Below are 13,694 nucleotides of genomic sequence, written 5' to 3'. Positions count from 1 at the left end.
CATCTTATTCCCATTAGCCGGAAGGGCATGTTACTGATGCCATTTCCGGCTTTTTGCTTTTTATTAATAGAAACTTAAAAAGATCCTGCCTTTTTTTATACTTTCTTAAGGTTTAGGATTAGGATTTCTGTTAAAGTTGTAAATAGACAAGCAACACCTATATTGAAGGGAGTCATTACTAATAATGGACAAAAAAGATCTGAATGGAAATGAGAACTTAGAAAACAACGGTACCACGGAAGAAGAATTGAACACTTCCGAGATTATCAATGAAGAGGTTGAAGTAGCGCAAGTTGCTGCTGAGGAACCTGTGAATACAACAAAAGCAGACAGTATTCCAGTAATGAACAAAGTCGGTGCGAACAACGCTACGCCACCTACACCTCCGACTGCTCCTAGAAGCAATAAAGCTTGGATGATTGCCTCTATCGTATTAGCTGCAGCACTAATCATTGTTCTGGTCGTCCAAAAAGACGACAGCAAAAAAGCTGTTGCAACAGTAAACGGAACAAAAATCACAAAAGAACAACTTTATGATAAATTGATCGAAGCAGGCGGAGAAAGCACGCTGCAATCTATGATTACAACTGAGCTTGTTGATCAAGAGGCTAAAAAAGCTAACGTAACTGTTACAGATGAAGACATCAACACTGAACTTGAAGATCTTAAAGCACAATTCGGCGGAGAAGCTGCCTTTAATGCTGCTTTGTCCCAAAGCTCAATGACTGTAGACGACTTGAAAAAGCAAATGCCGCTGCAAGTAAAGCTGCGTAAAATCCTTGAGCCACAAGTCACTGTAACGGATGATGAAATCAAAGAATACTATGACACAAATAAAGCTACTTTCAGTGAAGAAGAACAAGTTCGCGCTTCCCACATTCTCGTTGAGACTAAAGAAGAAGCAGATGCAATTCTGAAACAACTGAAAGAAGGCGCAGATTTCGCTACTCTTGCCAAGGAAAAATCCTCTGATACGGGTTCCAAGGATAATGGCGGAGATCTAGACTTCTTCAAACGTGGCGATATGGTAGCTGAATTCTCTGATGTAGCCTTTAAGCTAAAAGTTGGTGAAACCAGTGATGCTGTCAAATCCGATTATGGTTATCACATCATTAAAGTAACCGACCATAAAGATGCTAAAGATTATACACTGGAAGAAAAGAAAGATGAAATTCGTAAAACACTAGTTTCGCAAAAGGTTTCCACTCTGTCCTCCACTTGGATGTCAGAAACAACTGAAAAAGCAAAAATCACGAACACACTTACTGACGCTAAAGAAGATGCAGCTGCAACAGCTGAGCCAACTGCAAGCGCAGCAGCAGGAAATGAATCCACTAAATAATTGTGCCCGTCAAAAAGCAGGACAAGCGTTAATAAACGCTGTCCTGCTTTTTTTATTTCTATGTTCAGGCCTTTGATTAAGCCTTAATGACCTTTTTTACGGATTTGTTTATCGTGGTTCTCCCCCCACTCTTTCGCCTGCGCTGTGGCAATTGAAATCGCCCGCCCCTCCTCATAACCATCTTCGAGGAGCGCATTCGCAATATCGATTGCCTTATTGCGAACAGGTGCTGTGAAGTTCTTCAATGATTCTGGATAATCCTCTTTGTTCCATGGCATACCAAAAACCTCCTTAACCAGTCTATATACATACTTAGCCTGGTTAAGGAGGTTTCAAACGCTTATTTCACTTATTTAAAGACTTTAACACGATCTTCAATCGGTTGGAATTGTTTCTCACCAGCAGGAGTAACTGTTTTACCAAATGGCAATTGAGCAATCAATTTCCATTCTTGCGGGATGCCCCATGCTTCTTTTACTTCATCATCAATCAGTGGATTATAGTGCTGCAAGGATGCACCTACACCTGCTTCAGAAAGTGCTGTCCATACTACAAATTGCAGAATACCAGAGGATTGGTTAGCCCAAATTGGGAAGTTCTCAGCATATAGAGCGAAGTTCTCTTGCAGGCTCTTCACTACCGTTTGATCTTCGAAGAATAGTACGGAACCGTAACCTGCTTTGAAAGACGCTAATTTTTGCGCTGTTCCTTCAAATTGTTCGGCAGGAACGATTTTACGCAATGTTTCTGTAGTGATATCCCATAGTTTATCGTGTTGTTCTCCAAGAAGAACAACGGCTCTTGAGCTTTGGGAGTTGAAAGAAGTTGGGCTATGTAGCACCGCTTGTTCAACGATTTCTACAATTTGTGCATCCGAAATCGTAGATTCTTTACTAAGGGCGTATATGGAACGTCTTCCTTTTACTGCTTCAAAGAAATTGTTAGACATAAAATAACTACCTCCATTAATTTTAGTAACTTACTTTTGTATATCTTAGCACCTTTTTTCTGAAAACACAACAGTTATTCACAACTTATTTTGTCGGGTATATTCGTTGCCAACTCTTATTGTCGCATTTATGGGCTTAATTATGCACCTGATCTATTAATCATTAATCACTTCAGGCGGGCTAGAAACTGCCCTCTTCCTTTTCCGATATACACCACGAGCTAAAATGCGCTACAATAGTGCAGCAAATGTATAGAAGGAAGGTTATAATCATGAAATTCCCAAGCGAGAAAGCCCTTGTTCGGCATAGAAAATCAGCCTTAATCTCATTATTGCTGCTCCTTTCAATGAGCTTGGCTCTAACTAGCTGTAAAGACACAAATTCGTCTAATTTAACCTCAACAGCACAAGATCCGAATGATCTTCACCCCCTCACTTTCTGGGTGGCAACGGACACTCACTTCTTAGATAAGAAGCTACAGGATGGCGGTACAGCTTTTCAAAAATATGTAACTGGCGGTGATGGAAAAATGCTGCCTTACAGTGATGAAATCCTTGAAACCTTGGTTTATGACGCTGAGCAGCAGAAGCCTGATTTTCTCATCCTGAGTGGAGATTTAACAAATAACGGAGAACGCAGCAGCCATCAGGAGCTAACCCAAAAATTAAAGCGAATCGAAGCACAAGGAACCTCTGTATATGTCATTCCAGGCAACCACGATTTATTTAATCCTTGGGCCAGATCCTTCAGCGGGGATAAGCAGCTTGTTACGGATTCCATTACAGACAAAGACTTTACCAAGATGTATGAGGATTTCGGTTACAAAGAAGCTGTATCACGTGATAAAGAATCACTAAGTTACATCGTTAAGGCATCGCCAAATTTATGGCTCCTTATGATTGACAGCAGCCAATATCATAACAATCAGAAATACGGTTTCCCCCAAACGGACGGACGCCTGACCGCCTCTACCCTATCATGGATAGATAATTCTGTTAAACTGGCTGCCAAGGAGCATGCTTCTGTTCTCACGGTTATGCACCACAATCTACTAAGCCACACCTCTATGTCTGTTTCAGGCTTTAAACTGAATAACAGTCAGGAAACAATAAAGGTACTTCGTGAAAATGAACTTAATTTAGTCTTGTCAGGCCATATCCATATGCAGGACATCCGGGTAGACCCGGTAACTTCTTCGGAAGAAACACCAATTTATGATATCGCAACAAGTGCAATGGCTGTCTATCCACATCAATACGGAGCGATGACCTTCGATCCCCTGAGCAGAACCGTCAATTATGAAGCAACGCCCTTAAATGTAGAGGGATGGGCTAAAGCTAATGGCAATACAGATCAGAATCTTTTAAACTTCAAGACCTATGCTGAGGATACTTTTGCTACAAACTCTTATAACAAAGCTATGGATGGTTTAAAGGAGAGTTCCTTTACGCAGTCTGAAAAGGCATCGATGGCAGAGGTAATGGCCAAGCTAAATGTAAGATATTTCGCGGGGACAGCCGGCAGCTCCTCAGAAGATATTAAAGCGATGCCAGGCTACAAGCTTTGGGAAGGCCTACAAGAAGGCTTCTTAGGTGGATACATCCAAAGTATGACAGAGGACAAAGAGCTTAGTAATATAGCTTTAGAGGTGGTATTAACGAAGCAATAACTGGATTATGCATTTCATATAAAAAACCCAGCCTCCACCCGCATTTATGCGTCAGATGGAAGCTGGGTTTATTGTGTTAATTAATCGTTAAGATATAACTATTTCCGTACAATAGTAATCCAACCATCTTCATCTACCGACACAGTAGCATGAAGCGCTTCAGCAAGCAGACGCAAGGATACATATGCATCGCCATACTCGTCAACAAATACAGGTTGGGCAAGCTTTACAGCCGTGCCGTTAATCAAGGCTTCGGAAGAACCGATTTTGAATACCAGTTTATCTCCGTACACACCATCAGTAACGTTAATTGCACGATTGGCCGTATCCCATTCTACAGTAGCATCTAAATCTTCTGCCAAATAACGCAGTGGGATATAAGTAGTGTTCTTGTCTACAATCGGGTAATAATATTCGTCATCAGGTTCGATAACAATGGTTCTCTTCGTAATGCCCAGATCATCCTTCAATATACGATATACATCAGAATCTGGGGCAAAGTTTCTCAAAGTCTCTCCAGGTGTAAGTCCGGAAGAAATATCAAGTGCACCTTCAGTGCTGATTGGATCAGCGGTTACAGCACCGCCAATGTTCCAAATCTGACTGGAAGCTTTAAGCGAGAGGCTCTTCAATGGGAAATCCTCGGTACCCGGAAGCGCCACTTTCAGATCAACATTCTGTTTACGCACATGCAGAGCACTATCAACGAAAATATCAACAGATAACTTCGTATCCTTACTCAACACGGTCTTCATCTCAGGAGTTGATTTGTAAAGACTGTCCACTTGATTGTCATATACTAGCAGCAATGCATCAACAGCCAATTTGGCAGCATCATGCAATACAGTTACGACAGCTTCTTTATCATCCAGTGGAATATCTCCGAATCCCAGATTGAAAATATCGCCAGAACCGTCTTCATCCATAGCTTTGATCACAGGGTACAGATAGTCGTAAAGACCACCCACCAATTCAGTAAAACCTTCTGTGTCTTTGGAAACAGACTTCAGGAAGCCTTTTAACAATGCAGGAAGCTCATCACCAGTCACTTCTGCATGCAGCTTCGTCATGTTCAACTGCTCACCATACACAGCATCACTAACCGGTGTAATGTTGATTACGCCAGGATTAGGAAGATTCTTAACAACGAATTTCGTCAACAGCTTACTGACATCTTCAGCTTTTGCCGTATCCAAGCCTACTTCACCTAAAATTTCATCGTATCCTTGTACAGGGAAGTAGAACGGTTGTTTTGCTCCTTCAACTGTAAAAGCAAGTGTTTGTTTGTCCATAAACAAGGTGAATGGAATATTCAATTGTTTATAACCAACAGTTCCTTGGGCCGATAAACTCCCATTATCTTGTAACTTAGCTTTACTAATATTCAAGGAAAAAGAATTAATAAGATCAACCATTTCCTTATCTTCCGCGCTAATTCCCTCTATGGGCTCAGCATTCATGGAAAAAGTCATACTGGATTCTGATGATTTAACATCAACATCCCCAATCAACGCCTTATTAACATCGAACCCCCCTACCGACTGACAGCCGGCAAGAACTAGCATCAGTGCGACAAAAGGCAAAAACCACTTCAATTTCGCTTTAACTCTACTCATAGCATGTCTCCTTCATCTTATTTTGTGAAATCAATCCATTATCTCAGCTAAGGTAAGTTTTGTAAATCAAAGTTCCTTTTATTGTAAAATGTTTAGATATTCAACAAACTTCGCCATTCGATCTGAGCCCAATCCTTGTAAATTACAGCCTTAACTATCGCCAACATCAGTAAATGTGCAGGATAAAATGACCACCACATCCAGCGCGGAACCCGGTGCCGCTCCAAGCGATTCCAAATTAAAGGCGTAAAAGCAATCAGCAAGGTAGGTAAAATACTGAGCATCTGTACAACCCAATAATTATAAAACATATAGAATAGATTCAGTGCCAGATGGGCTCCAACAAGCCAGTACGATTTCGTATAACGAAAAATCAATACTAAGAGCAAACCGTACGCATTATAATCTATAGGGTAATAATCCATTAACACTATAGCAGCAATTACCACAGGTATACCAAGCCATAGTGAAGGCAGCTTGTCCAAAATTACCAGTACGATTGCTGACAGCAATAACGTAAACACCACGTTCCAGCCACCAGAATTTAGCGCTAGATTATAGGGAATCTGGGCAATAATCGCAATCAAGAGCAACCGAAATAAATATTTAGGTCTGGATGAAGTATGGATATGTCCCTGCACAAGCCCATAACAATAAATCGGAAAAGCTATTCTCCCTACATATCTCCAAGCAAGATTCTCCGGGAAAAAGATATAGCCAATATGGTCGATTAGCATCGTCAGCATGGCAATAATCTGCATTAAAATCCCCCTTAAGCATGTTGAAATATAAATTCGCCAAGTCCATCCTCATTTCCTTTACCAATAAGCAAATGAAGACCGCGGAGAAACGATCATCCGATTTCTGTGCACCTCCCCCCTTGACTTTATCGAATACTATTGAGTAATATTAACTAGCAACAGAATATGGCAATGATCAAAGACATGATTTCCTACACGAACTGTCCAGAGAGAGAAGTCCAGGCTGCAAGCTTCTCCAGTTACCGGTTGTGAAGTTACCCCTTTGTAGCCGTGGCGCTGAATCCGTAGAACTTTGTTTTTTTCGGTAGTATGCGGCACCGATTTATCCCCGATATCGGATACCAATGAGGTCCTGTCTATATGACAGGTCGAATTAGGGTGGAACCACGAGCTGAACGCACTCGTCCCTTTCTGGGAGAGATGCGTTTTTTTGCGTTCACAACTAACAATATTTGAGAAATGGAGGCTAAAATCATGAAGATCAAGGTAACACTGCAAGATGGAACAATTAGAGAGGTACTGCAAGGAACAACGATTAAAGAAGCAGCAGGTGCCATAAGTACCAGTCTGAAAAAAAATGCTGTAGCTGGAAAAATTGATGGAAAATCTGTTGATCTAAACCAAGCGATCGAACATGATTGCCGGCTCGATATTGTTACGTTGGATAGCAAAGACGGTCTTGAGGTTTATAGACACAGTACTGCACATATCATGGCGCAGGCCATAAAACGTATATATGGAGATAAAGCTGTCCAGCTAGGCATAGGTCCTGTTATCGAAGACGGCTTCTACTATGACATTGATATTGAGAAACCTCTATCCACTGATGATCTTGCTGCAATCGAACAAGAAATGGCGAAAATCATCCAAGAGAATCACCAGATTGTCCGCCGTGTGGTGAGCCGCGCAGAGGCCATTAAACTTTTTGAAGAGCTAAATGAGCCTTTAAAGCTGGAGCTTATTCATGATCTGCCGGAAGACACAGTATTAACTATTTATGATCAAGGTGAATTCTCCGATCTTTGCCGTGGGCCACATCTTCCCTCTACTGGCTTGGTCAAAGCCTTTAAGCTGTTGAATGTAGCGGGTGCCTACTGGCGTGGAGATTCCAATAACAAAATGCTGCAACGTATTTATGGAACTGCCTTTCCTAAAAAAGCGCAGTTAGAGGAACATTTACTGTTTCTTGAAGAAGCTAAAAAACGTGACCACCGTAAGCTTGGCAAAGAACTTGAGTTGTTCATGTTCTCTGAAGAAGCTCCAGGCATGCCCTTCTATCTTCCCAAGGGAATGACAATCCGTACAGAGCTTGAGAACTTTGCCCGGGAATTACAAAGACAGAGAGATTACGATGAAGTTCGTACACCGCTGATGATGAACAATCGGCTTTGGGAGCAGTCAGGACACTGGGATCACTACAAGGACAATATGTATTTCACAGATGTAGATGAAACAAAATTTGCCCTTAAGCCGATGAACTGCCCTGGGCATATGCTAATTTTCAAAAATAATCTGCATTCCTACCGGGAACTGCCTATCCGTATCTCGGAATTCGGTCAAGTGCATCGCCATGAATATTCCGGAGCACTGAACGGGATGATGAGAGTCCGCACTTTCTGCCAGGATGATGCTCACCTCTTCGTTTTGCCAGAGCAAATTGAGGATGAAATAAGACGGGTAATCTCACTGATTGACCATATTTATCAAGTGTTCGGCTTTGAGTATAAGATTGAATTATCAACTCGGCCGGCAGATTATATGGGATCTGAAGAATTATGGGATCAGGCTGAACAATCTTTACAAAATGTATTAGACAATCTCGGGATCGAATATCGTGTGAATGAAGGGGATGGCGCGTTCTATGGACCTAAGATTGATTTCCATATCTTAGATGCGCTAAAACGTAGCTGGCAATGTGGAACAATCCAACTAGATTGGCAAATGCCAGAGAAATTCGATCTTACTTACATCGGGGAAGATAATCTTAAACATCGCCCGGTCGTAATCCATCGCGCTGTTTATGGGTCGATCGATCGTTTTATGGGGATTATTACTGAACATTTCGCTGGGGCTTTCCCACTGTGGCTCGCACCTGTTCATGCGAAGTTATTGCCAGTCTCTGAGAACTATGTTGACTATGCACTGCAAGTGAAGCATCACATGGAGAAGGCTGGCATTCGTGTCGAAGTAGATATCCGAAATGAGAAGTTAGGCTACAAAATTCGTGAAGCTCAGCTTGAAAAAGCACCTTACATGCTCGTACTTGGAGAGAACGAAAAAAATTCCGACACTGTCTCTGTAAGAAAACGTGGTGAAGGTGATCTTGGTTCGAAGAGTATCCAAGACATCATTGAACAGATTAATGAAGAGATTATTAGTAAGAGATAAATTTAAGGGGCTGTCTAATCGTAGAAAAACTACGTTTGAGACAGCCCCTTCTTTATAACCTATTCATGTCAACTGAACTCTATTTTACGTACAGGCGGCTGCTTTCTTCCCAATATTCGCCTGGTTTCAGGCTGAACAAGCCGATTTCATCAGCAGGAAGATCTACCATTGGCGCATTCACCAAGTTAATTTGTGGCTCAGGGCAGAAGAACTGTTCTGTAGCACCATTATTCCAGATCATCCATTGTTTGTACGAAGTCCCTACATCGTACACCAAGGTTACTCCGGCTTTGCTATCGGTAAGCTCCATCCGGTTGCGTCCGTTCTGAGGTACAGCCGTGTAGTGATTGTCCATCGATGCAAAATATGGATTCACACCTTCTTCACGAAGCTGAACTTCTCCTGGCTCCAACGCCTGGAATTTGCCTGTTGGCAGCATGCGGTCATTGAGCTCCCATCGCTCGCCAATAGTAGCTTTTACGCGGTAATCTTGTGCACTGCTTCCTGGTGCGAAAGGTGCGTTAATGGCAGTGTGGAATGCCAGCAAGCAAGGCATCACATCTTCTCCATCATTGTGCACCAGCACCTGTTGAGATAATCCTCCTTCGCCGAGGGTATAACGCAATTTGATCGTATACTTATGTGGCAAATACTGATAAGAAGGATGATTCTCATCCACCTTGATGAATACGGTTACGAAGCTTTCAGTCTTACCGCTGCCAAATTCTTCGACTTCCCAAGCTGCAGTATGTAAAAATCCGTGTAAATGGTTGCCCGTTGCAACTTCATTTACTGGGAATTGATAAGTTTGACCATTCCATGGAAATTTACCATCCTCATAACGATTTGGAGGAAATAATACAGGAATTCCGTGAATCCCCGGACTTGCCTTGAAGGCTTCCATTTCTTCAGCTCCAGGCTCATGCAGGAAGCGATATCCGTTTTCGGTATCACGGAAACAGATCAGGTTGCCGCCAATACCTGGCAGAATAGCTGCCTCATAACGACCGGCTTTCAACCAGATAGCTGCTTCTCCTTCATATTGTCCTTCATACGCTGTGATTGACATAATATATTGTTCTCCCTTCCAGTGTCTGATAATTGTCTCCACTTGATAGATTACCACATCTAGTCATGAGGTGACATGCTCTTTTTACAATTGCTCCACTTCTACGCTCATTACATGTTCAATTTTCTTCACATCGTAATAGATTTCTGTTGCGTAATCCCGATCCGGTGCTGAGATCACCATATCGATCATTTGTCTGCCATCTTCCAAATCTTTAATTTTCATTCTTCGAATCGCTCGGGATGGACCTCTAGTACTACGCTGCGAGCTGACCTGAGGCCGCTCGATTTTTTGGATCACTTCTGTAAGCACAAAATTAGCTTCCATAATGATCCTCACTGAAACTTCATGTTTATTCAGTACTTCTGGTCCTAGCGAACGGATTAAATGAGGAACTAAATTCACAGCAAACATCAGCAGAATAACCGCATATGCTGCCTCAATATAGAATCCCGCACCCACAGCTATACCAATTCCAGAAGCTGTCCAGATGAGTGCTGCCGAAGTAAGGCCCGAAATGGCATCTCCGCCTCTACGCAGAATAACACCCGCACCCAAAAAACCAATCCCGCTGACAATCTGAGCCGCAAGCCGCATTGGGTCCATGTTGGGATGCTCTGGTCCTGCGAACTTATCAAAGGCATGGATAGACACCACTGTGACAAGACAGCTCGCAATGCTTATGACCATACTGGTCCGTATCCCCAGCGGTTTCTGCTTGATCTGTCGGTCAATCCCGATGAACAGCCCGAACAGCATGGCCACTAGTAACTTCATTAATGATTCCAATTGAAAATCCATATCGCAATCTCCTTTCTCCAGAGATACTCCATTATAACGGAAATTGGAGATAATGATTAGCTTTATTTTACAACAAAAAACGGCATAACCATCCTCAGCGCATATGCTCTTTCGACCCGTGTGGTCCGGCATAGCGATGAGGATGGAATCCGTTATGAGAGGCCAAGATTATGTTGAAAAATTAACCATGCAGAAGCGACTCTGCACCGTCACAATAAATTTCCGTCCCCGTAATATGATCTGAATCTTCAGACGCCAGAAACAGCGCCAGCTTCGCTACTTGATCAGGTCGCCCCGGACCTTCTTCGAGCGGTTGATCTCCCTCAGGAAATTCTACTGGGATTTTCACTTCTTTCAGATCCTCTGATGGAAAAGTGTTGTCATCTATATTGGTCTTTATAGCCCCAGGACAGATCGCATTTACGCGGATTTGAAATTGAGCCAGTTCCAGTGCCGCCATTTTCATAAAAGCAACCTGTCCTGCCTTTGTCGTACTGTAAGCAGAAAAACCAACATTAGAAAATACACGATTTCCGTTAATGGAGCTGTTGATCAGGATGCTGCCTCCGCTTTCTTTTAGATGCGGTATCGCATATTTAACAGTCGCGAAGGTTCCACGCAGGTTAATATGAATGGTCTGATCCCAAGCTTCAATATCCATCGTTTCAATAGGCGTCATCGCCCCATTAATCCCTGCGTTGGCAAAAACAACATCAAGGCGACCCCATTTCGCGGCCGCCTTATTTATCGCCGCTTCCACTTGTGGTGGTTCAGCAACATCACATTCGATAACTAGGGCTTCTCCGCCCTCTTTCTCCACTTGCTGTCTAACCTTTTCAGCGTTCTCCACAGTTCTGTCCAATAATACAACTTTGGCTCCGTTACGTGCGAACTCAAGCACGGTTGCCCGGCCAATTCCTGAGCCGCCTCCGGTTACAACTGCAACCTTACCTACAAGCTTTTTATCTGCCATATCGTGATATCCTCCTTCTAATCATGCAAGTCTTCCAGTTAAGTTCTTTCCTTAACCTTAACCTTGCATACAGAAGTTGAACCGACAGATATTTACTTTTCCTTTAGGATTATTATTCTCCCTGACGAAAATGAATGATGAGATCGGTTAATCCAACTTCCCGGATCCCTTCCACTATAAGCTCAGCTAGAAGACGAGCCCCTAAAATTTGAAAATGGGTATTATCCTGCACCCCACCTGGATGCGCAATAAATTCTCCTGGATAGCTCCACATGAATAAATCTTTTGAGCCCTCTGAGCCATAAGCTGCAAAGAGCTTGCGGCTCTTCTCGGCTAAATCAATCAGTGGAACCTGCTCGGTATCTGCGAGTTCCCGCATGGAGATTAAATAATCTCCATGCGTGTCTACAATTGCTTCTTCACTATCAAATCTTCGCCGATGTACAGAGCTCACAAGAACCGGATAGGCCCCCGCTTCTCGGGCGACTGTAATCAACCGGAGCAAATGTTCTTTATATGTAGTAAAGGGCTCGGTATGTCTTAAATCATCAGTTTTGGAATCATTATGTCCAAACTGGATGAACAGATAATCTCTGGGTCTGATATCTGCGGCAATGCCCTCCAAATGCCCTTCCTCAATAAAACTCTTGGAACTGCGTCCAGAAAGTGCCCGGTTATCTACAGCTATTCCGGCTTTGAAGCAGCGTGGCAGCAGTTGGCCCCACCCCGCATAGGGGTAACCTTCTTCCCCTTGATCGGTCACCGTGGAATCTCCCGCCAGAAATAAGACTAGCGCTTCATTGTCCATCTGAATGTCCAAGGCGTTAATACGCGGTGCCGCACCCGAGAACGATAGCTTTAGCTGCCCATCCTTAACCCTAATTGCAAAGGATTCGCGCAAATATTGGCCCGCAGGCACATTTAGCGTGTCCAATACGAACTTGCCTTCTCCAGCTTTGATAAATGTGCTGGTATCTGCCAGAGCATCACCCAACAGCATCGTAACACGGTAGATCCCATTCGGGAGATCCAGAAGAAAAACTGCTTTCTGTGGGATGCAGCAATCGCTTCGCAGTATATCTGTTCCCCCTCTGAAACGACCAAAGACGGAGGAATCAGAAGTGAAACCATACCCTATTCCCTTAGAATAAGATGTGTCCGGCCGAATTTTGGTGTAGCCAGGCTCAGCTTCCTTAATCCCAAAATCAAAACGATAGCTATCCAAATTCAGCCGCACCTTTCTTAATTAGAGATTTAAAACATTTATATTCGTTTGCTGAAATCAACCTTTCAAACCACTGGTGCTGATTCCTTCTACAATCTGCTTTTGGAAGATAAAGAAGATAATCATGACTGGTGCCAAACTTAGAACAGACATGGCGAACATTGGACCCCAGTTGGATACGGACTCACTGTCCAGGAACATTTTAAGCCCCATCGAAACTGTATATTTAGAAGGTGAGTTCAAGTACAATACCGGTCCAAGCAGGTCTTCCCAGCGCCAATAGAAGGAGAAGATCGCCGCAGTAGCCATAGAAGGACGAATAAGTGGAAGTATAATTCTGAAATAAAGTCCAAATTTCCCACAACCATCGATGGTAGCCGCTTCATCAAGTTCAACAGGAATGGTCCGAATAAACTGCAGCATTAGGAAAATGAAAAACGGGACACCGAAGAACTGTGGAACAACGATCGGTTTGATACTGTCGAGCCATTCCAATTTGGCATAGATAATGTATTGAGGGACGAGCACCACATCGGAAGGAAGCATCAGGGTCATCATCATGATTCCGAACCATAAGCCATGGCCTACAAATTTATTGCGGGCAAAACCGAAGGCAACCAGTGAAGATGAAATGACTGCGCCCAGTGTTGCGACAATAACAATTACAAAAGAGTTCTTGATGAAGACACCAAAGGAGTAACCTGCAATACCTTCCCAGCCTTTAGCATAGTTCCCCCATTCCCATGGATCAGGTATAAGGTGCTGCGCTGTAACAAACACAAGCCGGCTCTCTTTAAAAGAACTCATGATCATCCACAGAATCGGATACAGCATAACGATAGCGAGGCCACCTATAAGGATGTGATAAAGCGGCCATTTCAGTTTAATTTTCGCCATGGA

12 protein-coding genes are annotated in these 13,694 nt (G+C 43.1%); 3 read left to right on the top strand and 9 right to left on the bottom strand.

The genetic code is table 11. The features are described from left to right. Positions 1-184: 184 nt before the first annotated feature. Entirely contained in the window at positions 185-1,342 is a 1,158-nt protein-coding gene (locus MHH50_RS12565) for a peptidylprolyl isomerase (protein WP_076125905.1), read from the top strand. An 83-nt stretch (positions 1,343-1,425) separates the two neighbouring features. Here MHH50_RS12565 and MHH50_RS12560 read toward each other — a convergent pair whose 3' ends face one another. Together MHH50_RS12560 and MHH50_RS12555 are read right to left on the bottom strand one after the other, a co-directional pair. Beyond that, positions 1,426-1,620 (bottom strand): hypothetical protein, encoded by a 195-nt coding sequence (locus MHH50_RS12560; RefSeq protein ID WP_036686240.1) that lies wholly within the window; start codon positions 1,618-1,620, stop codon positions 1,426-1,428. Positions 1,621-1,691: 71 nt separating this feature from the next. Next, positions 1,692-2,291 (bottom strand): nitroreductase family protein, encoded by a 600-nt coding sequence (locus MHH50_RS12555; protein WP_076125903.1) that lies wholly within the window; start codon positions 2,289-2,291, stop codon positions 1,692-1,694. Positions 2,292-2,563: 272 nt separating this feature from the next. Between MHH50_RS12555 and MHH50_RS12550 the strand changes: the two genes are divergently transcribed. Continuing rightward, on the top strand, positions 2,564-3,961 hold the full coding sequence (locus MHH50_RS12550) for a metallophosphoesterase (protein ID WP_076217720.1): 1,398 nt from the start codon (positions 2,564-2,566) through the stop codon (positions 3,959-3,961). A 98-nt stretch (positions 3,962-4,059) separates the two neighbouring features. Here MHH50_RS12550 and MHH50_RS12545 read toward each other — a convergent pair whose 3' ends face one another. Both MHH50_RS12545 and MHH50_RS12540 read right to left on the bottom strand, forming a co-directional pair. Further along, positions 4,060-5,577, bottom strand: coding sequence for a copper amine oxidase N-terminal domain-containing protein (locus MHH50_RS12545; protein WP_076125900.1), 1,518 nt, complete (start codon positions 5,575-5,577; stop codon positions 4,060-4,062). A gap of 92 nt (positions 5,578-5,669) precedes the next feature. Next, positions 5,670-6,338: a TraX family protein gene (locus MHH50_RS12540; RefSeq protein ID WP_076135480.1), complete on the bottom strand. Its 669-nt coding sequence runs from the start codon at positions 6,336-6,338 to the stop codon at positions 5,670-5,672. A gap of 474 nt (positions 6,339-6,812) precedes the next feature. Here MHH50_RS12540 and thrS point away from each other — a divergent pair, with 474 nt between their 5' ends. Further along, on the top strand, positions 6,813-8,726 hold the full coding sequence (thrS, locus tag MHH50_RS12535) for a threonine--tRNA ligase (protein WP_076125897.1): 1,914 nt from the start codon (positions 6,813-6,815) through the stop codon (positions 8,724-8,726). Between the two features lie 79 nt (positions 8,727-8,805). Here the strand turns inward: thrS and MHH50_RS12530 are convergent, their stop codons facing one another. The 5 genes from MHH50_RS12530 to MHH50_RS12510 form a co-directional block, all read right to left on the bottom strand. Then, a complete protein-coding gene (locus MHH50_RS12530) occupies positions 8,806-9,795 on the bottom strand; it encodes an aldose 1-epimerase (protein ID WP_076183424.1) in 990 nt (329 codons plus the stop codon). Positions 9,796-9,879: 84 nt separating this feature from the next. Then, the gene (locus tag MHH50_RS12525; RefSeq protein WP_036686231.1) at positions 9,880-10,596 is read right to left on the bottom strand and encodes an MgtC/SapB family protein; all 717 of its coding nucleotides are present in this window, start codon (positions 10,594-10,596) and stop codon (positions 9,880-9,882) included. A 181-nt stretch (positions 10,597-10,777) separates the two neighbouring features. After that, on the bottom strand, positions 10,778-11,569 hold the full coding sequence (locus tag MHH50_RS12520; RefSeq protein ID WP_076105002.1) for an SDR family NAD(P)-dependent oxidoreductase: 792 nt from the start codon (positions 11,567-11,569) through the stop codon (positions 10,778-10,780). 112 nt (positions 11,570-11,681) lie between these two features. Further along, positions 11,682-12,794, bottom strand: coding sequence for a rhamnogalacturonan acetylesterase (locus MHH50_RS12515; RefSeq protein ID WP_340034392.1), 1,113 nt, complete (start codon positions 12,792-12,794; stop codon positions 11,682-11,684). Between the two features lie 57 nt (positions 12,795-12,851). Continuing rightward, positions 12,852-13,691, bottom strand: coding sequence for a carbohydrate ABC transporter permease (locus MHH50_RS12510; RefSeq protein WP_038570347.1), 840 nt, complete (start codon positions 13,689-13,691; stop codon positions 12,852-12,854). Positions 13,692-13,694 lie beyond the last annotated feature (3 nt).

Source organism: Paenibacillus sp. FSL H3-0302, from assembly GCF_037982245.1.
Taxonomy (GTDB): domain Bacteria; phylum Bacillota; class Bacilli; order Paenibacillales; family Paenibacillaceae; genus Paenibacillus_AQ; species Paenibacillus_AQ odorifer.
Note: the sequence above shows the minus strand (reverse complement) of the source record. Positions and strands in the feature narration are given on the sequence as shown.

Coding starts and splice junctions, on each gene's coding strand:
- MHH50_RS12540 (WP_076135480.1), bottom strand. CDS start 6,338: ATGCAGATTATTGCCATGCTGACGATGCTAATCGACCATATTGGCTAT.
- MHH50_RS12510 (WP_038570347.1), bottom strand. CDS start 13,691: ATGGCGAAAATTAAACTGAAATGGCCGCTTTATCACATCCTTATAGGT.
- MHH50_RS12545 (WP_076125900.1), bottom strand. CDS start 5,577: ATGAGTAGAGTTAAAGCGAAATTGAAGTGGTTTTTGCCTTTTGTCGCA.
- MHH50_RS12520 (WP_076105002.1), bottom strand. CDS start 11,569: ATGGCAGATAAAAAGCTTGTAGGTAAGGTTGCAGTTGTAACCGGAGGC.
- MHH50_RS12565 (WP_076125905.1), top strand. CDS start 185: ATGGACAAAAAAGATCTGAATGGAAATGAGAACTTAGAAAACAACGGT.
- MHH50_RS12530 (WP_076183424.1), bottom strand. CDS start 9,795: ATGTCAATCACAGCGTATGAAGGACAATATGAAGGAGAAGCAGCTATC.
- MHH50_RS12550 (WP_076217720.1), top strand. CDS start 2,564: ATGAAATTCCCAAGCGAGAAAGCCCTTGTTCGGCATAGAAAATCAGCC.
- thrS (WP_076125897.1), top strand. CDS start 6,813: ATGAAGATCAAGGTAACACTGCAAGATGGAACAATTAGAGAGGTACTG.
- MHH50_RS12525 (WP_036686231.1), bottom strand. CDS start 10,596: ATGGATTTTCAATTGGAATCATTAATGAAGTTACTAGTGGCCATGCTG.
- MHH50_RS12555 (WP_076125903.1), bottom strand. CDS start 2,291: ATGTCTAACAATTTCTTTGAAGCAGTAAAAGGAAGACGTTCCATATAC.
- MHH50_RS12560 (WP_036686240.1), bottom strand. CDS start 1,620: ATGCCATGGAACAAAGAGGATTATCCAGAATCATTGAAGAACTTCACA.